Below are 26,559 nucleotides of genomic sequence, written 5' to 3'. Positions count from 1 at the left end.
TCGATCATGGGAATCCGGCGGCCGTGGCTCTAGGGTGGCGCGCCGTGACCGAAGCCAGCAGAAACTCCTCGCGCAAGAAGCCCCTCCTCATCGGCGCCGCGGCCGCCGCCCTCGCCGCCGCGCTCGCCACCACCGTGGCGTGGCCGGACACCGAGGCGACCGCTGCCACGGGCCGGGACGCGACGGCGCGGGCCGTCGCCGCCCAGCTGAAGCACTGGCCGCGGGCGCAGGCGAAGCAGCTCGCCCGGGTCGTGGCGGCGCACGAGGGCGAGAAGGGCGCCTACGCGACGTTCGACGCGGACAACACGACGTACCGCAACGACCTGGAGGAGTCGCTGCTGCCGTTCCTGGAGCAGAAGGGCGTCCTGACGCGGGACACCATGGACCCGTCGCTGAAGGTGATCCCCTTCAAGGACACGGCGGACCACAAGGAGACGCTGACCGAGTACTACAACCGGCTGTGCGAGGTCGACGACCAGGTCTGCTATCCGTGGGCCGCGCAGATCTTCTCCGGGTTCACGCTGAAGCAGCTGAAGGGCTGGGTCGACGAGCTGCTCGCGTACGACGGGCCGCTGCCGGGCGGGGCGAAGCCGCCGGAGTTCTCGGAGGGGATGCGCGAGCTGTACCACGTGCTGCGCTCGCACGGCATCGAGGTGTACGTGGTGAGCGCCGCGAGCGAGGACCTCGTACGGATGGTGCTCGCCGACCCGAAGTACGGCTACGACGTGAAGCCGGAGAACGTCATCGGGGTCGCCGCGCTCCTGAAGGACCGGAAGACGGGTGACGTGACGAGCGCGCGCAAGGAGATCGCGGCCGGGACGTTCGACCAGAAGGCCCTGGAGAACCGGGAGTTGACGCCGAAGTTGTGGGCACCGGCGACCTGGTACGAGGGCAAGCCCGCCGCCATCAGCACGTACGTCGACGCCTGGAAGAAGCCGATCCTCGCCGCCGGCGACACCCCGAAGAGCGACGGCCCGATGCTGTTCCGCTCGGTGGACGTGGCGCACGGCGGCGTGCGGGTGTGGGTCAACCGCAAGGACAGCTACATGAAGGAGCTGGACGCCATGAAGGCGGACGGCGTCAAGCGGCAGAAGGAGCTGGGCCAGAAGGTGACCGCCGACAAGCGGTGGGTGACGGTGACTCCGGACGAGATCCGCTAGGGACGCCGCGGTTCAGCCGAGGATCTTCCGGTCGTAGGCCACGGCCACCGCCGCCGCGCGGTCCTTCACGCCCAACTTGCCGTAGATGTGGGTGAGATGGGTCTTGACCGTGGCCTCGCTGATGAACAGCTCGCGAGCGATCTCCTTGTTCGACGTGCCCTTCGCGACCAGCACGAGGACCTCGCGCTCGCGCGCCGACAGCGTCTCGTCGGTGCCGGGCGCGGGCGCCCGCACGGCCGTGACCAGGCGGGACGCCACCGCGGGCGAGAGCACCGTGCGGCCTTCGGCCGCGGCCCGTACCGCCGTGAAGAGTTCCTCGCGCGGCGCGTCCTTCAGCAGATAGCCGGTGGCGCCCGCCTCGATCGCGGGCAGCGTGTCGGAGTCCGTGTCGTACGTGGTGAGGACCAGGACACGGGCCCGCACGCCCTGCCTGGCCAGCTCCCGGATCGCGTCGACGCCGTTCCCGCCCGGCATCCGCAGGTCCATGAGGACGACGTCCGGGTCGAGGGCGGCGGCGCGGGCGACGGCCTCCACCCCGTTCGCCGCCTCGCCGAGGACCGTGAAACCGGCGGCGGACTCGAACATGCCGCGCAGACCGTCCCGTACGACGGGGTGGTCGTCGACGATGAGCAGGCTGATGGCGGGGTCACTGGTCATGGCGCACCAACGGTACGTGAGCGGAGATCGCGGTGCCGCCGCCTTGCTCCGACTCGACGGTGACGCCGCCCGCGAGCCGCTCGGCGCGGGCCCGCATGCCGTCGAGGCCGAAGCCGCCGCTGCCGGAGCGGGCGGGCACGCCGAGCGGGTCGAAGCCGCGGCCGTCGTCGCGCACGTCGAGGGTGACCTGGCCCGCCATGAAGGACAGGGTGACGCCGACGCGGGTGGCGGCGGCGTGCCGGGCCGCGTTCGACAGCGCCTCCTCGGCGATCCGCAGCAGGCTGGCCTCGATCTCCTCGTGCAGCGGTTCGGCGGTGCCGGTGAGGGTGAAGTCGGCACGGACACCGGTGCGCGCCGACCAGTCGGCGACGGTCTTCTTCAGCGCCTCGGCGAGCGTCGCGTCGTCGAGGGCGGCGGGCGCCAGGTTGTGCACGGAGCGGCGGGCCTCGCCGAGGCTGTGCCGGGCGAGGTCGGCGGCCCGGTCGAGGTGCTCGCGGGCCAGGTCCCGGTCGTCGGTGCCCGCGACGACCTGGAGCTGGGCGATGATCCCGGTCAGGCCCTGGGCGATGGTGTCGTGGATCTCGGCGGCGAGCCGGCGCCGCTCGTCGGAGATGCCGGCCTCCCGCGCCTGGACGAGGAGCTGGGAGTGCAGGGCGGCGTTCTCGTCGAGGGCCTCTTGGAGCGCCTTGTTGGTGCGCTCCAGCTCGGCGATGGTCGCGACCTGCGCCTGGGTGCGCTCCCGTTCCTTCGAGTCGAGGTGGATCATGGCCGCGACGAGCGCCATGTTGATGGCGTACAGCGCGCCGAACAGGGCCCACTGCGCCGCGTTCTGCGGCGGGAGCCCGCCGGACTGCGAGCCGGCGAGGATCACGGCGGACGCGGCGAGGCCCGGCTTGATCAGCCGGGGCAGCAGGAAGCGGTCGGCGCCGAAGTAGCCGATGGCGGCGTAGAACGCGAAGAGCGGGTTGATCCAGGCGAGGCCGAAGGCGAGCGCCCAGCGCAGCCCGTAGTAGACCGACCCGGTGGCCGACGGCCCCTTCGCGGCGAGCCGGGCGCGCACCGCGAGGCCCTCCAGGACGGCCGCCGCGACGACCAGGGCGGCCATCGCGTACCAGCCGGGCCGGGTGACTCCGAAGGCCGCGTTCGTCGGCACCGAAAGGAGCACGCTGACGCCGAGCAGGGCGTACGGCGAGTAGCGGTGGAACTCGCGCCACCGCCGCTCGACGTCCGCCACCGCGTCGCCGAGCGGCCCGCCCGCCGCCGGCACGTCCTGGGGGTCACGCTCGTCCATGACCTCAGTCTGCGCGACCATGCCCGCCTCCCGGGTCATTCCCAGCGGAACCAGCGCCGTGCGGCGCGGATCAGCACGAGGGCCCACAGCGCGAGCACGCCGAGGTGGGACCAGGCGGGCCAGTCCCCCGCCGCCGCCTCGTTGAGCGCCTGCGCGGCGGCGCCGAACGGGGTCAGCTCCACGATCCGGGCCAGCGTGTCCGGCATCGCCTGCACCGGCAGCCAGACGCCCGCGCAGAACATCGCGGGGAAGAACACGATCGACCCGATCGCGTTGGACACCTTCGTCGTACGGGCCCGGGAGGCGATCAGCGCGCCGAGGGCGAGCGAGACGACGACGGACAGGACCAGCGCGAGGAGGTAGCCGGCGAGCTGCCGGGGCAGCGCCACGTCGAAGGCGAGGCGGCCCACGGCGAGGCAGAGCGCGACGGAGACGAGGACGGCCGCGCCGTGGATGCCCATCTGCGCGCCGAGCACGGCCGAGGGGCGCACCGGCGTGGTCGACATGCGGCGCAGGATTCCGCGCTCCCGGTACCCGGTGATGATCGGCGGCATCGACTGGATGCCGCCCGCGAGCATGCCGAGCAGCACGGTCACGGGCACGTACGCGTCGACGAGCCGGATCCCGCCGATCCCGGCGTCGGTCTCGCGGAAGGACGGGATGGAGCCGAGGATCACGAGGAGCGCGACGGGGAACAGCAGGATCCCGACGACGCTGCCCGCCTCCCGCCGGAAGAGGGTGAACTCGGCCTTGAGGACGGCCCTGTTGGCGGGCGTCCGGTCGGCCGCGGAGGTGGGTGCGGTCGCGGTGGTCATGACTGTCCGACTCCCGTCAGGTCCAGGAAGGCGTCGTCCAACGTGGCGTCGGAGACCCGGAGTTGGTGGGCGGTGATGTGCTGCCGGGCGAGCAGCGTGAGCAGCGCGGTGACGGTGTCGTCGGTGCCGTTCAGGGTGATCCGGCCGTCCTTGTGGCCGACGGCGGTGAGCGCGGGCAGTCCGGCGAGCGCGTCCGCGTCGAGCGGGGCGGACGGCGTGAACGAGATGACGGTGGACGAGGCGGCCCTGCTGATCAGGCCCGCCGGGGTGTCGAGCGCGGCGACCCGGCCGTTGTCGATCACGGCGATCCGGTCGCAGAGCCGCTGCGCCTCCTCCATGAAGTGCGTGACGAGCAGGACGGTGACGCCGCCCGCGCGCACCTCCTCGATCAGCTCCCAGGTGTCGCGGCGCGAGCGCGGGTCGAGCCCGGTGGTCAGCTCGTCGAGGACGACGACCCGCGGGTTGCCGACGAGGGCGAGCGCGATGAACAGGCGCTGCTTCTGGCCGCCGCTGAGCTTCGCGAACCGGGTGCCGAGCTTGTCGGTGAGCCGCAGTCGTTCGGCGAGCGGCCGCCAGTCGAGCGGGTCCGGGTAGAACGCGGAGTACAGCTCCAGGGCCTCGCGGACGGTCAGCTTCGGCTGGATCTCGCTCTCCTGGAGCTGGGCGCCGAGGATCCCGGTGACCCGCGCGTGGTCCCGCACGGGGTCGAGGCCCGCGACCCGCACCCGCCCCTCGTCGGGCGCGCGCAGGCCCTCGACGCACTCGACGGTGGTGGTCTTGCCGGCGCCGTTCGGCCCGAGGACCCCGAAGATCTCGCCCTCGCCGACGGTGAACGACACCCCGTCGACGACGGCCCGCCCGGCGTACGTCTTGCGCAGCCCTGCGACCTCGATGAGCGGTGCTGTGGTGGTGGTCATGGCATCAAGACTCGCGGCGCGGGCCGGGCCGGGGCATCGGCCATCGCGCTCGAGCGCGCATCAGCCGATCGGTTGATGGCGGGTACGACTCCGGGGCGCCGCGGGGGCCGGGCCGAAACTCGGTGGGCGTTGTCAGTGGCAATCCGTAGGCTCGCTCCTGATGCCGAAGACGACACGTGCCACCACAGAGACGACCGGTCAACTCTCCGCCGTGCGGACGCTGTTGCGGCTGTGGCCGTACGTGCGCCCGGTGCGCGCGCGGTGGGCCGGCGCGGCCGTCGTGGCCGTGCTCGCCTCGTGCCTGGCGCTGGTGTTCCCGCTCGTCCTGAAGTGGATCGTGGACGGCCCGGTCACCGACCGCGATCCGGCCGGGGTGTGGCTGGGCGCCGGGATGCTGCTGGCGCTCGGCGTCGCGGAGGCGCTGCTCTTCGGGCTGCGCCGCTGGCTGGTGGCGCGGCCTCTCGCGGGGGTGGAGGCGGCGCTGCGGGCCGATCTGTACGGGCATCTGCAGCGGCTGCCCGTGGCCTTCCACGACCGGTGGGCCTCGGGCCAGCTCCTGTCGCGCGGCACGACGGACCTGATGGTGGTGCGGATGTTCCTCGCGTTCCCGCTGACGTTCCTGATCGTCAACGGCGTGACGATCCTCGCCGGGCTCGCCCTGCTCATCGTGCAGGACTGGGGCCTCGGACTGGTGCTGCTGGCTCCCGCGGTGCCGCTGATCGCGTTCTGCTACCGCTTCGAGCACGGCTACGCGCAGGCGTCGCGGCGTGCGCAGGACCAGGTCGGCGACCTGACGACGGTCGTCGAGGAGTCGGTGCTCGGCATCCGCGTCATCAAGGGCTTCGGCCGGCACCGCAGCCAGGCCCGCGCCTTCCGCGACCTGGCCCGTACGGTGCGCGGCACGGAGCTGCTCAAGGCGCGGCTGCTCGCCGGGATCCTCACGGTGATCACGCTGCTTCCCGAGGTGGCGCTCGGCGCCGCTCTGGTGGTCGGCACGGTGCAGGTCGCCGAGGGATCGCTGTCGGCGGGCACCCTCGTCGCGTTCCTGTCCACGGCGCTCGCGCTGCGCTGGCCCATCGAGTCCATCGGTTTCCTGCTGGCGATGAGCCAGGAGGCGGCGACGGCCACGCGCCGGTTCTTCGAGGTGATGGACGCGGACCCGGAGGACCCCCGGGTGCGCGCCGAGGCCGGCGAACCGGCCGCGGACGGGCTGCGGTTCGACGGGGTCTCCTTCCGGTACCCCGACGCGGCGGCGGACTCCCCGCCCACCCTCGCCCGCGTCGACCTGCACATCCGGTCCGGCGAGACGATGGCGCTCGTCGGGGCCACCGGCAGCGGCAAGACCACGCTCACCGCGCTCGTGCCGCGGCTGTACGACGTGACGGCGGGGCGCATCACGGTCGACGGCCGGGACATCGCCTCGATGCCGCGCGCCGAGCTGCGCGAGCTGGTGTCCGTGGCGTTCGAGGAGCCCACCCTGTTCTCGGCGTCGGTCGCGGAGAACGTGCTGATGGGTGCCGGAGAGGCCACCGGCCCCGACCGCCTTGAGCAGGCGCTCGGTGTCGCGCAGGCCGACTTCGTGGCGCGGCTGCCCGACGGCGTCGACACCGAGGTGGGCGAGCAGGGCCTCAGCCTGTCCGGCGGCCAGCGCCAGCGGCTCGCCCTCGCCCGCTCCGTCGTGGGCGCGCCCCGCTTCCTGATCATGGACGACCCGCTGTCCGCGCTCGACGTGCACACCGAGGCGGCCGTGGAGGCGGCCCTGCGCCGGGTGCTCGCCGACAGCACGGCGCTCGTGGTGGCGCACCGGCCGTCGACGGTGCTGCTCGCCGACCGGGTCGCGCTGCTGTCGGAGGGCCGGATCGCGGCGGTGGGCACGCACCACGAACTGCTGCGCACGAACGCCGAGTACCGGCACCTGATGTCGGGCGACGCGGAGGAGCAGGGCACGAGGACGGAGACCGAGCGCGTATGACGACGACCGCGAAGCCGAACCCCACGACCGGCGAGCCGGAGGACGAGGACGTCCGGCTCCCCTCCCCCGGCGACCCCTTCGACCGCGACGACCTGCCGGCCGCCAAGGGCGCGACGGGCGGCCTGCTGCGCTCGCTGCTCGCCCCGCACCGCCGCACGGTGGCGCTCACCGTCCTCGCGCTGCTCCTGCAACAGGCGGCCGTGCAGTCGGGCCCGCTGATCGTCGCGTACGCCATCGACAGCGCGGTCCCCGCGTTCCGGGCGGGCGACCACGGCCCGCTGGTGGTCGTCGGCGCGGCGTTCCTGCTGTGCGCGGCAGGATCGGCGGCCTTCGTGTACGCGTACGTCCAGTTCTCGGCCCGCGTCAGCCAGAACGTGCTGCTTGACCTGCGCGGCCGGATCTTCCGGCACGCGCAGGCGCTGAGCGTCGACTTCCACGACCGGTACACGTCGGGCCGGGTCATCTCGCGGGCCACGACGGACGTCGAGGCGCTGCGCGAACTGCTCAGCGAGGGCCTGCAGGAGCTGGTCAACGTGATCGTGGGCTCGGTCTACATCACGGCCATGCTGCTCTGGCTCGACCTCGGCATCGGCGCCGTGGCCGCCCTGTCCTTCGGCCCGCTCTACGTCCTGATCCGGCTGTACCGGCAGCGCGCGGCGCGGGCCTACGCGGAGCGCTCCTCGGCCATCGCCGCGGTCATCGTGAAGTTCGTCGAGACCATGAACGGGATCAGGCCGGTGCGCGCCTTCCGCCGCGAGCGGGCCAACGACGAGCACTTCGCGCGGCTCAACCACCGGCACGAGCGGTCCAACGGCACGGCGATGCTGGAGATGGCCCGCTATGTCGTCGGCTCCCGGCTCGTCGCGAACACGGCGGTGGCGGGCATGGTCCTGTGGGGCGCCTACCGGGTGGCGGGCGGCACCCTCGAACTCGGTGTGCTGGCGGCCGCGGTGCTGTACATCCGCCGCCTGTACGACCCGATCGACCGGCTCGCGATGTTCCTCAACGCGTACGAGAGCGCGGCCGCCTCGCTGCGGAAGATCGCCGGACTGCTCGCCCAGGAGCCGTCCGTGCCGGAACCGGCCACGCCGCGCCCGCTGCCCGCGCGCGAGGGCGAACAGCGGGGCCGCGAGGTCGAGTTCCGGTCGGTCTCCTTCGGCTACCGGACGGGCGGCGAGGTCCTGCCCCGCTTCGACCTGACGCTTCCGGCCGGGCAGACGGTGGCGGTCGTCGGCTCCACGGGCGCCGGCAAGTCGACGCTCGCCAAGCTCCTCGCCCGCTTCTACGACCCCTCGCACGGGCAGGTCCTCCTCGACGGTGTGGACCTGCGCGAGCTGTCCCTCACCGAGCTGCGCGCGGGCGTCGTGATGGTGACGCAGGAGGCCTTCCTGTTCTCCGGGACGGTCGCGGAGAACATCGCGATCGGCCGCCCCGAGGCGAGCCGCGAGGAGATCGAGCGGGCCGCGAAGGCGATCGGCGCGCACGACTTCATCGCCGGTCTCCCGGACGGCTACGACACGGACGTACGCAAGCGCGGCGGCCGGATCTCCGCAGGTCAGCGGCAGTTGGTGGCGTTCGCCCGCGCCCTGCTCGCCGACCCCGCGGTGCTGATCCTCGACGAGGCGACCAGCTCCCTCGACATCCCCGGCGAGCGCGCGGTGCAGCGCGCCATGCGCACGGTGCTGCGCGACCGCACGGCCGTCGTGATCGCGCACCGACTGTCGACGGTGGAGATCGCGGACCGGGTGCTGGTGATGGAGCACGGCGAGATCGTCGAGGACGGCCCACCGGCCGAACTCATCGCGGGGACCGGCACGTTCGCCGAACTCCACCGGGCGTGGCGGGAGAGCGTGGTCGGCTGAGCCGGCCGCACCGGCAACCGAACGTCGTCCACCGGACAACGAACGATTTCCGGCCAACCTGTTGGCGCGCTCCTGACAGATCGCGCTCTCTGCTGCCACTCTTCCCCACGGCCGAAGCACAGCTGCCCCACAGCCCCGACGTGCCCGGCCTCTCCACAGAGCACTGCCTGCACTGCGTTCTGCCCGGACGGCCAACCCCGCCGTCCGTTCCCCGCTGGCCGCGCACCCATGCTGCGGCCGTGCAGAAGGAGTCAGCGTGACACGCACCTCCACCTCCCACAGACGTAGGGCGACCGCTGCGGCGGCCGTCGGAGCCGTCACCGCCCTGCTGGCCGTGGCCTTCCCCTCGGGCGCCGCCACCGCGGACGCCCAGGGCGCGAGCCCCGCCGCCCGCTCGGTCGCCAACGCCGCAAAGGGGGCCGACCCCGGCGCCCTGCCCGTGAAGCTCTCCCCCGCCGAGCGCGCCGAGCTGATACGCGAGGCGAACGCCGGCAAGGCCGACACCGCCAAGGACCTCGGCCTCGGCAAGCAGGAGAAACTCGTCGTCCGTGACGTCCTCCAGGACAAGGACGGCACGACGCACACCCGCTACGAGCGCACCTACGACGGCCTCCCGGTCCTCGGCGGCGACCTGATCGTCGAGGCCACGAAGTCCGGCACCGAGAAGAGCGTCACCAAGGCGGCGAAGGCCCGGCTCACGAACGTCGACACCAGCGCCGACGTGAAGCCCGCCGCGGCCGAGGACCAGGCGGTGAAGCTCGCGAAGGCCGACGGCTCGAAGAAGACCGAGGCCGACAAGGCGCCCCGCAAGGTCGTCTGGCTCGGCCAGGGCGCGACGAAGGGGAAGCCCACCCTCGCGTACGAGACCGTCGTCGGCGGCCTCCAGGAGGACGGCACGCCCAACGAACTGCACGTCATCACCGACGCCACCACCGGCAAGAAGCTCCACGAGTGGCAGGCCATCGAGACCGGCACGGGCAACACCCAGTACAGCGGCACCGTCACCCTCGGCACCGCGCAGTCCGGCTCCTCGTACACGCTGAACGACACGAACCGCGGCGGCCACAAGACGTACAACCTGAACCGCGGCACGTCCGGCACCGGCACCCTCTACTCCGGCGCCGACGACGTGTGGGGCAACGGTTCGGCCTCCAACTCCGAGACGGCCGCCGCCGACGCGCACTACGGCGCCGCGCTGACCTGGGACTACTACAAGAACGTGCAGGGCAGGACCGGCATCCGCGGCGACGGCGTCGGCGCGTACAGCCGGGTCCACTACGGCAACGCGTACGTCAACGCGTTCTGGGACGACAGCTGCTTCTGCATGACGTACGGCGACGGCACCAGCAACACCCACCCGCTGACCTCGATCGACGTGGCCGCGCACGAGATGACGCACGGCGTCACGTCGCACACCGCGGGTCTCAACTACTCCGGCGAGTCCGGCGGCCTGAACGAGGCGACGTCCGACATCTTCGGCTCGACCGTGGAGTTCTACGCCAACAACTCGACCGACGTGGGCGACTACCTCATCGGCGAGAAGATCAACATCAACGGTGACGGCACCCCGCTGCGCTACATGGACAAGCCGAGCAAGGACGGCGCTTCCAAGGACGCCTGGTACTCGGGCATCGGCAGCGTCGACGTGCACTACTCGTCGGGCCCCGCGAACCACTTCTTCTACCTGCTCAGCGAGGGCAGCGGAACGAAGACGATCAACGGCGTCACCTACAACTCGCCGACCTCCGACGGCCTTCCGGTCACCGGCATCGGCCGCGACAAGGCGGCGCTGATCTGGTTCAAGGCGCTCTCCACGAAGTTCACGTCGACGACGAACTACGCGGGCGCCCGCACCGGCACCCTCGCCGCCGCCGGTGAGCTGTACGGGACGACGTCCGCCGAGTACAAGGCCGTGCAGGACGCGTGGGCCGGCGTCAACGTCGGCGCCCGCTCCGGCGGCAGCGACCCGGGCACCGGCAAGACGTTCACCAACGACACGAACGTGAACATCCCCGACTACCCGGGCTCGGCCGTCACCTCATCCGTCACGGTCTCCGGCATCAGCGGCGCGGCCCCGTCCACGCTGAAGGTCGGCGTCGACATCGTGCACACCTGGAGCGGTGACCTCCAGGTCGACCTGGTGGGGCCGAGCGGCCGCACGTACCGGCTGCACAGCTCCGCGTACGACCCGACGCCGAACATCCAGACCACGTACACGGTCAACGCCTCCGCCGAGACCGCGAACGGCACCTGGAAGCTCAAGGTGCAGGACCTCGGCGCCTCGGACACGGGCTACATCAACAGCTTCAAGCTGACGTTCCCGTAGACCGCGGATGCGGTGGGGCCGGGGTCAGCGCATCAGGACCCCGGCCCCTTCCTGCGTCGCCTCCGTCGGCAGCGCCACGAGCCCCGTCTCCGCCACGGAGACGAGCAGCGGATGCGCGGGCAGCACCCGCACGGTGTACCCGTAGGGGCCGCTCCGGTCGAGGGCCAGCGGCCCCTCGTACGCCCAACGCCCCTCGTCGTCGGGGCCGCCGACCGGCTTCAGCGGCACCGTCGTCGGCTCGGTGATCCGGTCCTCGGAGTCGACGCGGCCCGCGACGGCCTGCACCTCGACGTCGTCGGGCCCCAACGCGCCGAGCGCGACCCGGACATGGAGGCCGAGGGTGGCGCCCAGCTCGGCGCCGCCCGCCGACGCCTCCACGTGGTCGACGGTGACCCGCGGCCAGGCGGCCCGCACCCGGGCCTTCCACGCGGCGAGGTCCCGGGCGGCGTCCGGGCCCAGGGAGCGGGCCGAGGCGGCGGCCGGGGCGTACAGCTGGTCGACGTACTCGCGGACCATGCGCCCCGCGAGCAGTTTCGGGCCGAGGTGGGTGAGGGTCTGGCGGACCATCTCGATCCACCGGTCGGGCAGCCCGCCGGGCCCGCGCTCGTAGAACCGCGGCGTCACCCGGCGTTCGAGCAGGTCGTAGAGGGCGGCCGCCTCCAGGTCGTCGCGCCGGTGCTCGTCCGTGGCCGTGCCGTCGGCCGTGGGGATGGCCCAGCCGAAGTCGGGCTCGAACCACTCGTCCCACCAGCCGTCCAGGACGGACAGGTTGAGGCAGCCGTTGAGCGCGGCCTTCATGCCGGACGTGCCGCAGGCCTCCAGCGGGCGCAGCGGATTGTTCAGCCACACGTCGCAGCCCGGGTAGAGCTTCTGCGCCATCGCCATCCCGTAGTCGGGCAGGAAGACGATCCGGTGCCGCACGCGCGGGTCGTCGGTGAACCGCACCAGCTCCTGCACGAGCCGCTTGCCGCCGTCGTCCGCCGGGTGCGCCTTGCCCGCGACCACGATCTGAACAGGACGCTCCTCGTCGAGCAGCAGCCGCATCAGCCGGTCCGGGTCGCGCAGCATCAGTGTGAGCCGCTTGTACGAGGGGACGCGGCGCGCGAAGCCGATGGTGAGCACGTCGGGGTCCAGCACGCCGTCGATCCAGCCGAGTTCGGCGGCGCCCGCGCCGCGCTGCCGCCAGGACGCGGCGAGCCGCTCGCGCACCTCGTCCACGAGCTGACGGCGCAGCTCGCCGCGCAGCTCCCAGATGTCCCGGTCGGGGATCTCGCCGACGGCGTCCCAGCGGTCCGAGCCGCCGACCGACAGGGCGTCCTCGGTGCGCCGCTCGCCGATCTGCCGGGCGCCGAGCCGGTACACCTCGGGCGCGACCCAGGTGGGCGCGTGCACGCCGTTGGTCACCGACGCGATCGGCACCTCCTCGACGTCGAATCCCGGCCACAGGCCCGCGAACATGGCGCGGCTGACCGAGCCGTGCAGCGTGGAGACGCCGTTGGCGCGCTGGGCGAGCCGCAGGCCCATCACCGCCATGTTGAAGACGTTCGGGTCGCCGCCCGCGTACGTCTCCATGCCGAGGCCGAGGATCCGCTGCACGTCGAGTCCGGGCAGCTCGGCGGTGGCGCCGAAGTGGCGGGCGACGAGCTCCCGGTCGAAGCGGTCGATACCGGCCGGCACGGGGGTGTGAGTGGTGAAGACGGCGCCCGCCCGCACGGCCTCCAGGGCCGCGTCGAAGTCGAGGCCCTGCTCGGCGAGTTCGGCGATCCGCTCGACGCCGAGGAAGCCCGCGTGCCCCTCGTTCGTGTGGAACACCTCGGGCGCCGGATGCCCGCTGATCCGGCAGTACGCGCGGACGGCGCGCACCCCGCCGATGCCGAGCAGCATCTCCTGGAGCAGCCGGTGCTCGCTGCCGCCACCGTAGAGCCGGTCGGTCACCTCGCGCTCGTGGACGTCGTTCTCCTCGACGTCCGAGTCGAGCAGGAGCAGCGGCACCCGGCCGACCTGCGCCTGCCACACCCGGGCGAGCAGCCGCCGCCCGCCGGGCAGGGCGAGCGCGAGGTGCGCGGGCGTGCCGTCGGGCTCCCGCAGCAGCGTCAGCGGCAGCTCGTTCGGGTCGGTGACCGGGTACGTCTCCTGCTGCCAGCCGTCCCGCGACAGCGACTGCCGGAAGTACCCGTGCCGGTAGAGGAGCCCTACGCCGATCAGCGGAGCCCCGAGGTCGCTGGCCGCCTTGAGGTGGTCGCCCGCGAGGATGCCGAGGCCGCCCGAGTACTGCGGCAGCGCGGCCGTGATGCCGAACTCCGGCGAGAAGTAGGCGATGCCGGACGGGAGTTCGGACTGGCGCGCCCGCTCCTGGTACCAGCGGTCGTCGTGCAGATAGCCGCGCAGATCGTCGGCGACCTCGCTCAGCCGCGCCAGGAAGTCCTCGTCGCCCGCGAGCGCGGCGAGCCGCTCGGGCGGAACGCTGCCGAGCAGCCGCAGCGGATCGCCGCCGGACGCGGCCCAGCGCTCCGGGTCGACGGCGGCGAACAGGTCGCGCGTCCCCGCGTGCCAGGACCAGCGCAGATTGCGCGCCAGGTCGTGCAGCGGGGCGAGGGGTTCGGGCAGGACCGGGCGGACGGTGAATCGACGGATGGCCTTCACGTGCTCACCTCTGCGGTTGCGCGTCGGATGCCTGGGTCGTGCCCCCGACGGTAGCGGCCCCTCCGCGCCGCGGGCCACGGCGCGTGCCGGGGCGCCGGAACGCGGACGGCGGCCCGGGCACGCGCCGTGCGCGCCCGGACCGCCGTCCGCGGATGCCGTGAAGGCCGCTGCTAGGCGATGGCCGCCCCGGTGCCGCGCGCCCCGCCGATGTAGTCGGTGAGGGCCGCGTCGTCGTAGACCTCGATGTCGAGGGGCGTGCCCTTCGGCAGGTCGAAGTCCTTCACGAGGGAGTCCACGGGCGCCTCACTGCCGGGCGCCGAGTAGGTGCCCAGGTTGTGCCGGACACCGCCCTGCGTGGAGGAGACGTGCACGTAGAACGTGTCGTCGTCGTTCAGCGTGTCGAGGACGCGCAGCTGCTGCTCGGCCGGGTCGAACTCGACCTGGCCGAGGTACGTGCCGGCCTGCGTCAGCGCCACCCGGACGCCGACACTGGTGCCGACGTTCTGGTAGGTGACGGAGGCCTCGGGGTTGGGGTCGGCGGCCGCCGCGGGTGCCGCGGCCGCCCCGAGCAGCGCGCCCACCGCGAGGGCCGCTCCCGTGAGGATGCGTGCCAGGCGCCGCGGACGTCGGGTCGCTGTCATGCGTGTTGCCCCCCAGATCAAAAAACCACATCCAAACCATTCGGACGTCGGTGCAGGAAGTCGTCGCCTCAGGTCGTCGGCGACCTTCCCACGATGTCAGATTTCATGATCACCCAGAGGCACGCAACGCCCAGAGGTCGTCAGCCGGCGCGGACCACCACGAAAACCCCACGGACCCGCCGCCCGTCCTCCGCTTCCCACTCGGCGGTCACCTCGCCGAGCGCGTCGTCGGGCACCGTCGAACCGGCCGCCAGGACGCGCACGATCTCGGGGCGCACGTCATCAACGGTGGCGCGGGCGTGCACGGTCGGGTCGAGCTCCCCGTCGACGCTCTGCGCGTGCGCGGGCACCTCGCCCTTCAGCAGGGCGGTCAACTCCCGTACGAGGACCGGGTCCTTCGCCCCGTCGTACACCCAGCGCTTCCCGAGGACGCCGTGCTCGACGGTGCCGATGAGCGCGTCGTCGGGGGCGCCCTCCAGCGGGGCGCCGCGGTAGGCCATCGGCACGTGGTACGTAACGGGCTCGGGGCCCGAGGTGTCCGTGGCGGCCATGAACTCGAGGCCGACCTCGCCCGCCGGGTCGTCGAGGCGGAACCCGCCGGCCTTGGCGAGGTCCGGGGCCCCCGACCCCTGGTACCAGGGCTGCTTCGGCAGCCACTCGGCGAGGAGTTCGAGCTTCGTGGGCTTCAGTGTGGTGCGGTGAATGATCGACACGGGGTCATCATCGGCCGCTCCCGCCCCTCCCGCCAAGGGGGATATGGCCGATTCCGCCACCTCGTACCTCCTTGTGGCGCTTCACACCGCACGAGAGGCTGCCAACTGGCGTGAGAGCGCGCCGTGTTGAGGAGGGGAACTCACCCATGGCAGGGACCGTGCGAGTGACGCGGAGGCGACGGACGCGCTGGGCCCCCGGGCTCGTCGCGGTCGCCACGGTCGCGGTGCTTTCGGCCATCACCCTGCCCGCGGACGCCGCCCCCGCGACGGGACGGATATCCGGCGCCGGGGAGCCCGGCTCCATAGCGGGCAGCTACATCGTGACACTGAAGGGGGACACGAAGGCCCCGTCCGCCGCGGGCAAGGACCTCGCGGCGAAGTACGGGGCGAAAATCCGCCACACCTACAGCAAGGCGCTCAACGGGTACGCGGTGACCCTCGGCAAGGACCAGGCCGGGCGGCTCGCCGCCGACGGGAACGTCGCGTCGGTCGTCCAGGACTCCCGGATCGCCATGGACCACACGCAGAAGAACCCGCCGTCGTGGGGCCTCGACCGCGTCGACCAGCCCGATCTGCCGCTCGACAAGGCGTACACGTGGCCCGAGTCCGCGGGCGAGGGCGTGCACGTCTACGTCATCGACACCGGAGTCCGCGCCACCCACCGCGACTTCGGCGGCCGGGCCACCAGCGGCTGGGACTTCGTCGACAACGACTCCGTGGCGCAGGACGGCAACGGGCACGGCACGCACGTGGCGGGAACCGTCGCGGGCGAGAAGTACGGCGTCGCCAAGCAGGCCGACGTGGTCGCCGTGCGGGTCCTCGACGACGAGGGCTCGGGCACCACGGCGCAGGTGCTCGCCGGCATCGACTGGGTGACACGGCACGCCCAGAAGCCGGCCGTCGCCAACCTGAGCCTCGGCGGCTACGCCAACGCCCAACTCGACGCCGCCGTCCGCAATTCCATCGCGTCGGGCGTCACGTACACGGTCGCCGCGGGCAACGACGGAATGCCCGCCGAGCTGTACTCGCCCGCCCGCGTGAAGCAAGCGATCACGGTCGGCGCGAGCGACAAGAAGGACGCACGTGCGAGCTTCTCCAATTGGGGTACCCGTCTCGACCTGTTCGCGCCCGGGGTGGGCATCACCTCCGCCTCGTACGCGAGCGACTCGGGGAAGGCCACCTTCTCCGGCACGTCCATGGCGTCACCGCACGCCGCGGGCGCGGCCGCGCTGTACCTCGCCGACCACGCGGGGGCCACGCCCGCCGAGGTCGGCAGGGCGCTGGCCGAGCGCGCCGCACCGGGCAGGGTGACGGACGCGGGCGTGGGCTCGCCCGACAAGCTGCTCCAGGTCGACGACGCGGCCGACAGGCCGTAGAAGGACGGTGAGTTCATGGTCCGGTCCCGTCGATTTCGGCGGGACCGGTCTTATGTGTTCCCTTACGCGCGAGTAGTGACGAGTAGTTGGTACGACACGGATTGCCCGCCGATGGAGCGTGGAAGGCTCCCCCGGTACGCCGCACGGCTTCATCGCACGGCCCTCTCCCCGAATCTCGTCTCCGCACCCCCGAATTCCCCGCGGACAGGAGCGGTCATGCCCACACAACGCTCTACGCCCACGACACCGCGCACCGTCATGGGGCGCATTCCCGTACGCGACGTCCGACCCGTCGTCGAGCGCGGCAGGCGCCCGGCGAAGGCCGTGGTCGGCGAGACCTTCATGGTGACGGCGACCGTGTTCCGCGAGGGGCACGACGCCGTCGCCGCGAACGTCGTGCTGCGCGGCCCCGACGGCGAACCGGGGCCGTGGATCCCGATGCGCGAGCTGGCGCCCGGCACCGACCGCTGGGGCGCCGAGGTCACCCCCGACGCGACGGGGCACTGGTCGTTCCGGGTCGAGGCATGGGGGGACCCCGTGTCGACGTGGCGGCACACGGCGAAGATCAAGATTCCGGCGGGCATCGACACCGAACTCGTCCTGGAGGAGGGCGCGTTGCTGCACGAGCGCGCCGCCAAGGGCGTCCCCGCGCCGCTCCGCGAAACGATTGTGCGGGCCGCCGCCGCGCTCCGCGACGAGACACGCCCCGCCGCCTCCCGGCTCGCCGCCGCGCTCGCCCCCGACGTACGGCGCACGCTGGCCCGCCATCCACTGCGCGAACACGTCACGCGCAGCGGGAAGTTGCCGCTTCTGGTCGAGCGGGAGCGGGCGTTGTTCGGGTCGTGGTACGAGTTCTTTCCGCGCTCTGAGGGGGCGGTGGTGCGGCCGGGTGAGGCGCCGGTGAGCGGGACGTTCCGGACGGCGGAGCGTCGGCTTCCGGCGATCGCGGGGATGGGGTTCGACGTGGTGTATCTGCCGCCGGTGCACCCGATCGGCCGGACCTTCCGCAAGGGGCCGAACAACTCGCTGTCGCCGGGTCCGGACGATGTGGGGGTGCCGTGGGCGATCGGTTCGCACGAGGGCGGGCACGACGCGATCCATCCGGACCTGGGCACCTTCGACGACTTCGATCATTTCGTGGGGCGGGCGCGGGAGCTGGGCATGGAGGTGGCCCTGGATTTCGCGCTGCAGTGTTCGCCGGATCATCCGTGGGTGGACAAGCATCCGGAGTGGTTCCACCACCGCCCGGACGGGTCGATCGCGTATGCGGAGAATCCGCCGAAGAAGTACCAGGACATCTATCCGATCGCGTTCGATGCGGATATGCCGGGGCTGGTCGCGGAGACGGTGCGGATCCTGCGGCTGTGGATGGGGCACGGGGTGCGGATCTTCCGGGTCGACAATCCGCACACCAAGCCGGTGGTGTTCTGGGAGCGGGTGATCGCCGACATCAACGCGACCGACCCGGATGTGATTTTTCTGGCGGAGGCGTTCACGCGTCCGGCGATGATGCACACGCTGGCCGCGATCGGTTTCCAGCAGTCGTACACGTACTTCACCTGGCGCACCACGAAGAGTGAACTCACGGACTATGTGAGTGAGTTGGCGGGGGAGGCGGCGGCGTACATGCGGCCGAACTTCTTCGTGAACACCCCGGACATTTTGCATGAGGTGTTGCAGGAGGGCGGCCGTCCGGCGTTCGAGTTGCGGGCGGTGCTGGCGGCGACGCTGTCGCCGACGTGGGGGGTCTACAGCGGGTACGAGTTGTGCGAGAACACTGCGCTGCGGGCGGGCAGCGAGGAGTATCTGGACTCGGAGAAGTACCAGTTGCGTCCGCGGGACTGGGCGGCGGCCGAGCGGGAGGGCCGCACCATCGCCCCGCTGATCACGGAGCTGAACGCGATCAGGCGCCGCAACCCGGCGCTGCGCACGCTGCGCGGGGTGCACTTTCATCACGCGGACAAGGACGCGGTGCTGGTGTTCTCCAAGTCGGCCCGGACCGGGCAGGGTTCGAACACGGTTCTGGTCGTCGTGAACCTCGACCCGCACCACACCCAGGAGGCCACGGTGTCGTTGGACATGCCGCGCCTGGGGCTCGACTGGCACCCGTCCGTGCCGGTACGCGACGAACTCACCGGCGACACCTATCACTGGGGCAGGACGAACTACGTGCGCCTGGAGCCGGGCCGCACGCCCGCGCACATCCTCGTCGTCCCGCACCCGGCCACGCCGCGATGAATTCCCAGGATCTGACGGGACATGGGAATCGGAGGGTCACCCACACCATGATGATGAACGAACCCGTCCCGGACACCTTCGAGGACACCCCTGCGAAGGACCGGGACCCCGATTGGTTCAAGCGTGCCGTGTTCTACGAGGTCCTGGTGCGGTCCTTCCAGGACAGCAACGGCGACGGCATCGGCGACCTCAAGGGCATCACGGCAAAGCTGGACTATCTCCAGTGGCTCGGCGTGGACTGCCTGTGGCTGCCACCGTTCTTCAAGTCGCCGCTCAGGGACGGCGGTTACGACGTCTCCGACTACACGTCGGTGCTCCCCGAATTCGGCGACCTCGCGGATTTCGTGGAGTTCGTGGACGCGGCGCACCAGCGCGGCATGCGCGTGATCATCGACTTCGTCATGAACCACACGAGCGATCAGCACGAGTGGTTCCAGCAGTCCCGCTCGGACCCGGACGGCCCGTACGGCGACTATTACGTGTGGGCCGACGACGACAAGCAGTACGGTGACGCGCGGATCATCTTCGTCGACACCGAGGCGTCGAACTGGACCTTCGACCCGGTGCGCAAGCAGTACTACTGGCACCGCTTCTTCTCCCACCAGCCCGACCTGAACTACGAGAACCCGGCCGTGCAGGAGGAGATCCTGGCCGCGCTGCGGTTCTGGCTGGACCTGGGCATCGACGGCTTCCGCCTCGACGCGGTCCCGTACCTGTACGCGCAGGAGGGCACGAACTGCGAGAACCTGCCGGCCACGCACGAGATGCTCAAGCGGGTCCGCAAGGAGATCGACGCCCAGTACCCCGACGTCGTCCTGCTGGCGGAGGCGAACCAGTGGCCCGAGGACGTCGTCGACTACTTCGGCGACTTCCCCTCCGGCGGCGACGAGTGCCACATGGCGTTCCACTTCCCGGTCATGCCGCGCATCTTCATGGCGGTGCGCCGCGAATCCCGCCACCCCGTCTCCGAGATCCTCGCCAAGACTCCGGCCATTCCATCCGGCTGCCAGTGGGGCATCTTCCTGCGCAACCACGACGAGCTGACCCTCGAAATGGTCACCGACGAGGAACGCGACTACATGTACGCGGAGTACGCCAAGGACCCACGGATGCGCGCCAACATCGGCATCCGCCGCCGCCTGGCACCGCTCCTCGACAACGACCGCAACCAGATCGAACTCTTCACGGCCCTGCTCCTGTCCCTGCCCGGCTCCCCGATCCTCTACTACGGCGACGAGATCGGCATGGGCGACAACATCTGGCTCGGCGACCGCGACGCCGTCCGCACCCCGATGCAGTGGACCCCCGACAGGAACGCCGGCTTCTCGTCCTCCGACCCCGGCCGCCTGTTCCTCCCGACCATCATGGACCCGGTCTACGGCTACCAGGTCACCAACGTCGAGGCGTCGATGTCCTCGCCCTCCTCGCTGCTGCACTGGACCCGCCGCATGATCGAGATCCGCAAGCAGAACCCCGCCTTCGGCCTCGGCTCGTACACCGAACTCCCCTCCTCCAACCCGGCCGTGATCGCGTTCCTGCGCGAGTACGGGGACGACCTGGTGCTGTGCGTGCACAACTTCTCCCGCTTCGCGCAGCCCACCGAGCTCGACCTGCGGACGTACGACGGCCGCCACCCGGTCGAGCTGATCGGCGGCGTCCGCTTTCCCGCCATCGGTGAACTCCCCTACCTCCTCACCCTCGGCGGACACGGCTTCTACTGGTTCAGGCTGCGCAACGAAATGGGCGAATAGCGACAAGGCGGGGCGGTTTTCGCCGCCCCGCCCTGGGCACTCTCCACATCCCGGGGAAAGGACGCGACACCATGTCGGAAGCCACCACCCGGCCCACCGCACAGCCGGTGGACGACCTGCTCCCTTCGCTCGACCCGCTGCTGCGCGCCTGGCTGCCGCGCCGGCGCTGGTTCGCGGGCAAGGGACGCCCGGTCACCGGCTTCACCCTGGAGTCCGTCACCGAACTGCTCCCGGACGCGGGCCTGTTGCACCTCCTCGTCCGCGTCCACCAGCCACCCGCCGACGAGGAAGGCCCCGGCGACCGCTACCAGCTGCTCATCGGCACCGCCGAGGCCGCGGCCCCGCACCTCGCGCCCGCCGTCATCGGCCACGTCACGCACGGCCCGCTGGCAGGCCGCACCGCGTACGAGGCGCTCCAGGACCCGCGGCACAGCGCCGTCCTCCTCGAACGGCTCCGGATACCCGGGGCGCTCGGCGCCCTCCGCTTCCACCGCGGCCCGCACGGCGAGGTGCCGCGCGACCTGCCGCCCCGCCCGCTCATGGCCGAACAGTCCAACTCCTCGGTGGTGTACGGCGACACACTGATAGCCAAAGTGTTCCGCCGGGTCGTCCCCGGCACCAACCCCGACCTCGAACTCCCCCTCGCGCTCGCCCGCGAGAACTGCGACCGCGTGCCGACGCCCGTCGCCTGGTTCGAGACCCGCGAGAGCGACCACACGGCCCCCACCACGCTCGGCCTCCTCCAGCCCTTCCTCAAGGGCGCCGCCGACGGCTGGGACCTCGCCCTCAAGCACCTCACCAACCAGCAGGACTTCACGGCGCAGGCCCGCGACCTCGGCCGCGCCACCGCGGAGGTGCACACGGCCCTGGCCCGCGCGCTGCCCACGGTCACATACACACGGGCCCACATCGAGCAGCTCGCCGCGTCCATGACGCACCGCCTGGAGGCCACGGCCCAGCAGGTCCCCGCGCTGCTCCCTCACGTCCCCGGGCTCCGCTCCGCGTTCGACGCGCTCGCCCGGCTCGGCGCCGATGGCCGCACCTGGCAGGCCCAGCGGATCCACGGCGACCTGCACCTCGGCCAGTGCCTGCGCGAACCGTCCGGCGCCTGGAAGCTGATCGACTTCGAGGGCGAACCGTCCCGCCCCCTCGCCGAACGCCGCCTCCCGCACCCCGTCCACCGCGACATCGCCGGAATGCTCCGCTCCTTCGACTACGCCTCCCCCCAGTCGGACTGGTCCCGCTCCTGCCGCGCCGCCTACTGCGACGGCTACGCCCAGGTGACCGGCACGGACCCCCGCACCTCCCCGGTCCTCCTGCGCGCCTACGAAACGGACAAGGCGATCTACGAGTCCCTCTACGAGGCCCGCCACCGCCCGGACTGGCTGAAGGTCCCCTTGGCAGCGCTGCAGCACCTGGCCGAGTAGCTGTCCTTTGGGGGCGAGGGGTCCGGGGGCGCAGCCCCCGGGGACGGGACGGGAAGGGGAGGAGGGGGCGACCTCCGACAAAACGGCACCACACGCGAACCGGACCACCCACGACGGCCCCCAAGGAGGCCCCACCGTGACCCGCCGCCCGACGACCACCACACCGCCCCCGTCCCCCGTCCCCCCGGACGACCGCGAGCGACTCCTGACCGCGACCCACCACAACCCGCACGGAGTGCTCGGCGCACACCCCACCCACGCCGGCATCGCCTTCCGCACCTGGCGCCCCTACGCCCGCCACGTCGCCGTCACCACCCCGGAGGGCCTGCACGCCGACCTCCACGACGACGGCGACGGCTTCTTCTCCGCGCTGCTCCAGCTCCGCGAGATCCCACCCTCGTACGAGCTGGAGATCACGTACGCCGAGACGACCCAGCGGATCGCGGACGCGTACGCCCTGCTCCCCTCCCTCGGCGAACTCGACCTGCACCTGATCGGCGAGGGCCGCCACGAGGAGCTGTGGACTGCGCTCGGCGCTCACCCCATGACCCACCAGGGGATCCAGGGCACCCGCTTCACCGTGTGGGCGCCGAACGCCCGCGGTGTCCGCGTCGTCGGCACGTTCAACTTCTGGGACGGCGCGGCCCACAGCATGCGCTCCCTCGGCTCGACCGGCGTCTGGGAGCTGTTCGTGCCGGACATCGGCGAGGGCGAGCTCTACAAGTACGAGATCACCCGCCCCGACGGCACCAGGACGATGCGCGCCGACCCGCTGGCCACCCGCACCGAGGAGCCCCCCGCCAACTCGTCGGTGGTGCACGCCTCCCACCACACCTGGCGCGACGCGGCGTGGCTGGAGCAGCGGTCGGCGCGTCCGGTGCACGAGTCGCCGTTCTCGGTGTACGAGGTGCATCTGCCGTCCTGGCGCCCCGGCCTGACCTACCGTCAACTGGCCGAGCAGCTGCCCGCCTACGTATCCGAACTCGGCTTCACGCACGTGGAGTTCCTGCCGGTGGCCGAGCACCCCTTCGGCGGCTCCTGGGGCTACCAGGTCACCGGCTTCTACGCCCCCACCGCCCGCCTGGGCACCCCCGACGACTTCAAGCACCTCATCGACGCCCTCCACCAGGCCGGCATCGGCGTCCTCATGGACTGGGTGCCCGCCCACTTCCCCCGCGACGACTGGGCCCTGGCCGAGTTCGACGGCCGCCCCCTGTACGAGCACGAGGACCCGGCCCGCGCCGCCCACCCCGACTGGGGCACCCTCGAGTTCGACTACGGCCGCACCGAGGTCCGCAACTTCCTGGTCGCCAACGCCCTGTACTGGTGCGAGGAGTTCCACATCGACGGCCTGCGCGTCGACGCGGTCGCCTCCATGCTGTATTTGGACTACTCCCGCGAGGACGGCCAGTGGACCCCCAACCGCCATGGCGGCCGGGAGAACCTCGACGCCGTCGCCTTCCTCCAGGAAATGAACGCCACCCTCTACCGGCGGGTGCCCGGCGTCGTCACCATCGCCGAGGAATCCACCGCCTGGGACGGCGTCACCCGCGCCACCCACCACACCGGGCCCACCGGCTTCGGCGGCCTCGGCTTCGGCCTCAAATGGAACATGGGCTGGATGCACGACTCCCTCGACTACATGAGCCACGAACCCGTGCACCGCCGGTACCACCACAACGAGATGACCTTCTCCATGGTGTACGCCTACAGCGAGAACTACGTCCTGCCCATCTCCCACGACGAGGTCGTCCACGGCAAACGCTCCCTCGTGTCCAAAATGCCCGGCGACTGGTGGCAGCAACGCGCCAACCTCCGCGCCTACCTGGCCTTCATGTGGGCCCACCCCGGCAAACAACTCCTCTTCATGGGCCAGGAATTCGCCCAGGGCGCCGAATGGTCCGAGGCGCACGGCCCTGACTGGTGGCTGCTCGACCCGGCGTACGGCGCGGAACCGGACCACCGGGGCGTGCGCGAGCTCGTACGCGACCTGAACGCGCGCTACCGCGCGGCACCCGCCCTGTGGGAACGGGACACGGACCCCGCGGGCTTCTCGTGGATCGCGGGAGACGCGGCCGAGGACAACGTCTTCGCGTTCCTCCGCCACGCCGCCGACGGCACCCCGCTCCTGTCGGTCTCCAACTTCTCCCCGGTGGTCCGCCACGCGTACCGCCTGGGCGTCCCCGACGACATCCCCGCATGGCACGAGACCCTCAACACGGACGCGTCCCGCTACGGCGGCGGCGACGTCACAAACCGCGACCCGATCAAACCGACGGACACCCCCGCCCACGGCCACCCGGCAAGCATCGCCCTCACGCTGCCGCCCCTGGCAACGGTGTGGCTGCGCCCCTGATCCCCCCGGTTTCGGGAAGGGACGGGGTGGGGGAATCAACACCCCCACCCCACCGCGGCCCTACCGCAGCGCCGCCCCCAACGCCTCCGGCAACTCCCCTTCGTGCACCACACCAAGATCCTGCGTGGCCCGAGTCAAGGCCACATACAGATCGCTCACCCCGAACTCACCGGGCTCGACCACGATCACCCGGTCGAACTCGAGCCCCTTGGCCTGCCGCGGATCGAGCAGCACGAGGTGCCGCGTGAGATCGGGCTCACCCCCGGCGACGACCCCGGGCAGCCTGGCGGCCAGCCCCTCGTGGAGCCGCCGCGGCGCGATCACCGCGAGCCGCCCCTCCTCGGGAATCCGCTCGACGGCGGCCTTGGCCGTCGCCTCCACGACGTCGTCGGCACGCAGCACCCACGGCCGCTCCCCGGTCGACCGCACGGACGACGGCGGCTCGTAGCCCGGGTGGGCGTCCCGGAGGACCGCCGCCGCGACGTCCATGATCTCGGACGGCGTCCGGTAGTTGACGCCGAGCCGGGTGTGCTCGAAGCGGTCCTCGACGTACGGCTCGAGGATGTCCGCCCAGGCGCCGACGCTGCCCTCCTCGGAGGTCTGCGCGGGGTCGCCGACCAGCGTCATCGACCGCGTCGGCGACCTGCGCATGAGCAGCCGCCACGCCATCGGGCTCAGCTCCTGCGCCTCGTCGACGATGATGTGCCCGAACGCCCAGGTCCGGTCCGCGGCGGCCCGCTCGGCCGCGCTGCGGTGGTCCTCCTCCTCGTACCAGCCGGCGACCCGGTCGGCGTCGACGATGTCGTGCGCGGCGAGCACCTCCGACTCGTCCTCGTCCTCGAACTCGTACGTCTCCGACCCCTTGGACAGGTCGAGCACGCCCTGCGCGTACGCGATCCGCTCCTGCCGCTCGGCCTCGGCGGCGGCCCGCTCGGCGCTGTCGTCGTACCCGAGCAGCTCGGCGGCCTCGTCGAGCAGCGGTACGTCTCCGAGCGTCCACTCGCCGCCCTCGGCGCGCCGGATCGCGTCCGCGTCGTCCTCCGGCAGATGCGTCGGGTCGGCGAGGTAGTCGGCGACGAAGCCCTGCGGGGTGAGCTGAGGCCACAGCTCCTCGATGGCCGCGTGCACCTCGGCGCTCGACGCGACGGCCTTGCCGAGCTGGGCGATGTCGTCGGGGCCCAGGAAGTTCGGACCGCCGTACGGGTCGGCGCCGAGCCGCTCCGTGAGCTGCTCGGTGAGCGCGTCGATCACCCGGAAGGCGAAGTGCGGGCGCCCCAGGTTGTGCGGCAGCTTCGTGTCGCGGGCCGCCTGCCGGGCCTCGTAGGCGATCTCCCAGTCGAGGATCAGATCGCCGTCGTCGTGCGGGATCACGAGCGGCGCGCCGGGCTCGGGCAGCCGCTGCCGGTCCTCGACGGCCCTGCGCAGCGTCTCGGCCATGGTCGCCGCGCCCTTCACGGTGGCGGCGCGCGGCGTGTCCTTCGCGGTGGCGTGCACGCCGGGGAACAGCTCGCCGACCGTGGAGAGCAGCACGCCGGTCTCGCCGAGGGCCGGGAGCACCTCGCTGATGTACTTCAGGAACGCCGGGTTCGGGCCGACGATCAGCACGGCCCGCTTGGCGAGCAGTTCCCGCTGCTCGTACAGCAGGAACGCGGCGCGGTGCAGCGCGACGGCCGTCTTTCCGGTACCGGGCCCGCCCTCGACCACCAGCACGCCGGGGTGCGGGTGGCGGATGATGCGGTCCTGCTCGGCCTGGATCGTCTGCACGATGTCGCCCATGCGGCCGGTGCGCGCCGAGTTCAGCGCGGCGAGCAGCACGGCGTCGCCTGTCGGGTCCTCGTACCCGGTGCGCTCCGCGTCGTCGAGGTCGAGGATCTCGTCGTGCAGCTCGGTGACCGTGCGCCCGTCGAACGTGAGGTGGCGGCGCCGGCGAAGACCCATCGGCGTATGACCGGTGGCGAGATAGAAAGGCCGGGCGACGGGCGCCCGCCAGTCGATCAGCATCGGCGTGCGTTCCGAGTCGTCGGCGCGAATTCCGATACGGCCGATGTGGTGCGCGACACCGTCTTCCTGATCGGCCTCGGGCTTGAGATCAATTCGACCGAAGCAGAGCGAGCCCTCGACCGCGTTCAGCGCGGCAAGGAGACCTGAACGCTCGACGACCAGCAGGTCCCGCTCGAGGCGGGCCTGCTGGCCGGTCCCCACCGGGGTGATCGCGTCACGGACGGAGTCCGCGGCGACGCCACGCAGTTCATCGACGCGCCTGTAGAGCGCGTCGATGTATTCCTGTTCTTTCTGCAATTCCAGGCTGTCCCGGCTTGACAAAACAACTCCCTGCCCGGTACCGTGGTTTTTGTTGGCCCCCAGTGAGGGGCCTTTTCTGTGGGCACACAGAAACACCGAATATACCCCGGGCA

Annotated in this window: 17 protein-coding genes; 9 read left to right on the top strand and 8 right to left on the bottom strand. The window is 71.7% G+C overall.

The window, feature by feature from the left end:
- Positions 1-44 precede the first annotated feature (44 nt).
- Complete coding sequence (locus tag ACTWJ8_RS26450; RefSeq protein WP_443260435.1) at positions 45-1,160, top strand: haloacid dehalogenase-like hydrolase; 1,116 nt, start codon at positions 45-47, stop codon at positions 1,158-1,160.
- A gap of 12 nt (positions 1,161-1,172) precedes the next feature.
- Here ACTWJ8_RS26450 and ACTWJ8_RS26445 read toward each other — a convergent pair whose 3' ends face one another.
- Genes ACTWJ8_RS26445 through ACTWJ8_RS26430 form a run of 4 tightly spaced genes read right to left on the bottom strand, consistent with a single transcriptional unit; the run spans position 1,173 to position 4,840 of the window.
- Positions 1,173-1,817: a response regulator transcription factor gene (locus ACTWJ8_RS26445; protein ID WP_356389234.1), complete on the bottom strand. Its 645-nt coding sequence runs from the start codon at positions 1,815-1,817 to the stop codon at positions 1,173-1,175.
- Positions 1,807-3,108: a sensor histidine kinase gene (locus ACTWJ8_RS26440; protein WP_356389267.1), complete on the bottom strand. Its 1,302-nt coding sequence runs from the start codon at positions 3,106-3,108 to the stop codon at positions 1,807-1,809. Before ACTWJ8_RS26440 ends, ACTWJ8_RS26445 begins: the two co-directional genes overlap by 11 nt.
- A gap of 35 nt (positions 3,109-3,143) precedes the next feature.
- Positions 3,144-3,923 carry an ABC transporter permease gene (locus ACTWJ8_RS26435; RefSeq protein WP_356389236.1) on the bottom strand — a complete coding sequence of 260 codons (780 nt, stop codon included), beginning with the start codon at positions 3,921-3,923 and terminating at the stop codon, positions 3,144-3,146.
- Positions 3,920-4,840 (bottom strand): ABC transporter ATP-binding protein, encoded by a 921-nt coding sequence (locus ACTWJ8_RS26430; RefSeq protein ID WP_443260434.1) that lies wholly within the window; start codon positions 4,838-4,840, stop codon positions 3,920-3,922. The genes ACTWJ8_RS26435 and ACTWJ8_RS26430 overlap by 4 nt, the downstream gene beginning before the upstream one ends.
- Positions 4,841-5,000: 160 nt before the next feature.
- On the opposite strand from ACTWJ8_RS26430, the gene ACTWJ8_RS26425 reads away from it, so the two are divergent.
- From ACTWJ8_RS26425 to ACTWJ8_RS26415, 3 genes are all read left to right on the top strand, one after another.
- Positions 5,001-6,812 carry an ABC transporter ATP-binding protein gene (locus tag ACTWJ8_RS26425; RefSeq protein WP_443260433.1) on the top strand — a complete coding sequence of 604 codons (1,812 nt, stop codon included), beginning with the start codon at positions 5,001-5,003 and terminating at the stop codon, positions 6,810-6,812.
- Positions 6,809-8,674 carry an ABC transporter ATP-binding protein gene (locus tag ACTWJ8_RS26420; RefSeq protein ID WP_443260432.1) on the top strand — a complete coding sequence of 622 codons (1,866 nt, stop codon included), beginning with the start codon at positions 6,809-6,811 and terminating at the stop codon, positions 8,672-8,674. Before ACTWJ8_RS26425 ends, ACTWJ8_RS26420 begins: the two co-directional genes overlap by 4 nt.
- Before the next feature lie 256 nt (positions 8,675-8,930).
- Positions 8,931-11,000 (top strand): M4 family metallopeptidase, encoded by a 2,070-nt coding sequence (locus ACTWJ8_RS26415; RefSeq protein ID WP_356389243.1) that lies wholly within the window; start codon positions 8,931-8,933, stop codon positions 10,998-11,000.
- Positions 11,001-11,024: 24 nt separating this feature from the next.
- Here ACTWJ8_RS26415 and glgP read toward each other — a convergent pair whose 3' ends face one another.
- The 3 genes from glgP to ACTWJ8_RS26400 all read right to left on the bottom strand — a co-directional run bounded on the left by glgP (position 11,025) and on the right by ACTWJ8_RS26400 (position 14,997).
- Positions 11,025-13,643, bottom strand: a complete 2,619-nt coding sequence (gene glgP / locus ACTWJ8_RS26410) for an alpha-glucan family phosphorylase (RefSeq protein ID WP_356389245.1) — start codon at positions 13,641-13,643, stop codon at positions 11,025-11,027.
- 170 nt (positions 13,644-13,813) lie between these two features.
- Positions 13,814-14,284 (bottom strand): hypothetical protein, encoded by a 471-nt coding sequence (locus ACTWJ8_RS26405; RefSeq protein ID WP_443260431.1) that lies wholly within the window; start codon positions 14,282-14,284, stop codon positions 13,814-13,816.
- Between the two features lie 140 nt (positions 14,285-14,424).
- The gene (locus tag ACTWJ8_RS26400; RefSeq protein WP_443260430.1) at positions 14,425-14,997 is read right to left on the bottom strand and encodes a maltokinase N-terminal cap-like domain-containing protein; all 573 of its coding nucleotides are present in this window, start codon (positions 14,995-14,997) and stop codon (positions 14,425-14,427) included.
- A gap of 146 nt (positions 14,998-15,143) precedes the next feature.
- Here ACTWJ8_RS26400 and ACTWJ8_RS26395 point away from each other — a divergent pair, with 146 nt between their 5' ends.
- The 5 genes from ACTWJ8_RS26395 (at position 15,144) to glgB (ending at position 24,145) form a co-directional block, all read left to right on the top strand.
- Complete coding sequence (locus ACTWJ8_RS26395; RefSeq protein ID WP_356389251.1) at positions 15,144-16,373, top strand: S8 family peptidase; 1,230 nt, start codon at positions 15,144-15,146, stop codon at positions 16,371-16,373.
- Positions 16,374-16,589: 216 nt separating this feature from the next.
- Positions 16,590-18,611 carry a maltotransferase domain-containing protein gene (locus ACTWJ8_RS26390; protein ID WP_443260429.1) on the top strand — a complete coding sequence of 674 codons (2,022 nt, stop codon included), beginning with the start codon at positions 16,590-16,592 and terminating at the stop codon, positions 18,609-18,611.
- A gap of 47 nt (positions 18,612-18,658) precedes the next feature.
- Positions 18,659-20,362 (top strand): maltose alpha-D-glucosyltransferase, encoded by a 1,704-nt coding sequence (gene treS / locus ACTWJ8_RS26385; RefSeq protein WP_443260428.1) that lies wholly within the window; start codon positions 18,659-18,661, stop codon positions 20,360-20,362.
- Positions 20,363-20,433: 71 nt separating this feature from the next.
- Positions 20,434-21,789 (top strand): maltokinase N-terminal cap-like domain-containing protein, encoded by a 1,356-nt coding sequence (locus tag ACTWJ8_RS26380; protein WP_443260427.1) that lies wholly within the window; start codon positions 20,434-20,436, stop codon positions 21,787-21,789.
- Between the two features lie 136 nt (positions 21,790-21,925).
- Positions 21,926-24,145: a 1,4-alpha-glucan branching enzyme gene (gene glgB / locus ACTWJ8_RS26375; RefSeq protein ID WP_443260426.1), complete on the top strand. Its 2,220-nt coding sequence runs from the start codon at positions 21,926-21,928 to the stop codon at positions 24,143-24,145.
- Positions 24,146-24,205: 60 nt separating this feature from the next.
- Here glgB and ACTWJ8_RS26370 read toward each other — a convergent pair whose 3' ends face one another.
- The gene (locus tag ACTWJ8_RS26370) at positions 24,206-26,443 is read right to left on the bottom strand and encodes a HelD family protein (protein ID WP_443260425.1); all 2,238 of its coding nucleotides are present in this window, start codon (positions 26,441-26,443) and stop codon (positions 24,206-24,208) included.
- Positions 26,444-26,559 lie beyond the last annotated feature (116 nt).

Source organism: Streptomyces sp. SDT5-1, from assembly GCF_052245995.1.
GTDB lineage: Bacteria > Actinomycetota > Actinomycetes > Streptomycetales > Streptomycetaceae > Streptomyces.
This window is presented reverse-complemented; position numbering and strand designations above follow the sequence as displayed.

Coding starts and splice junctions, on each gene's coding strand:
- treS (WP_443260428.1), top strand. CDS start 18,659: ATGATGATGAACGAACCCGTCCCGGACACCTTCGAGGACACCCCTGCG.
- ACTWJ8_RS26420 (WP_443260432.1), top strand. CDS start 6,809: ATGACGACGACCGCGAAGCCGAACCCCACGACCGGCGAGCCGGAGGAC.
- ACTWJ8_RS26440 (WP_356389267.1), bottom strand. CDS start 3,108: ATGGACGAGCGTGACCCCCAGGACGTGCCGGCGGCGGGCGGGCCGCTC.
- ACTWJ8_RS26390 (WP_443260429.1), top strand. CDS start 16,590: ATGCCCACACAACGCTCTACGCCCACGACACCGCGCACCGTCATGGGG.
- ACTWJ8_RS26395 (WP_356389251.1), top strand. CDS start 15,144: ATGGCAGGGACCGTGCGAGTGACGCGGAGGCGACGGACGCGCTGGGCC.
- ACTWJ8_RS26405 (WP_443260431.1), bottom strand. CDS start 14,284: ATGACAGCGACCCGACGTCCGCGGCGCCTGGCACGCATCCTCACGGGA.
- ACTWJ8_RS26445 (WP_356389234.1), bottom strand. CDS start 1,817: ATGACCAGTGACCCCGCCATCAGCCTGCTCATCGTCGACGACCACCCC.
- ACTWJ8_RS26380 (WP_443260427.1), top strand. CDS start 20,434: ATGTCGGAAGCCACCACCCGGCCCACCGCACAGCCGGTGGACGACCTG.
- ACTWJ8_RS26435 (WP_356389236.1), bottom strand. CDS start 3,923: ATGACCACCGCGACCGCACCCACCTCCGCGGCCGACCGGACGCCCGCC.
- ACTWJ8_RS26425 (WP_443260433.1), top strand. CDS start 5,001: ATGCCGAAGACGACACGTGCCACCACAGAGACGACCGGTCAACTCTCC.
- ACTWJ8_RS26430 (WP_443260434.1), bottom strand. CDS start 4,840: ATGACCACCACCACAGCACCGCTCATCGAGGTCGCAGGGCTGCGCAAG.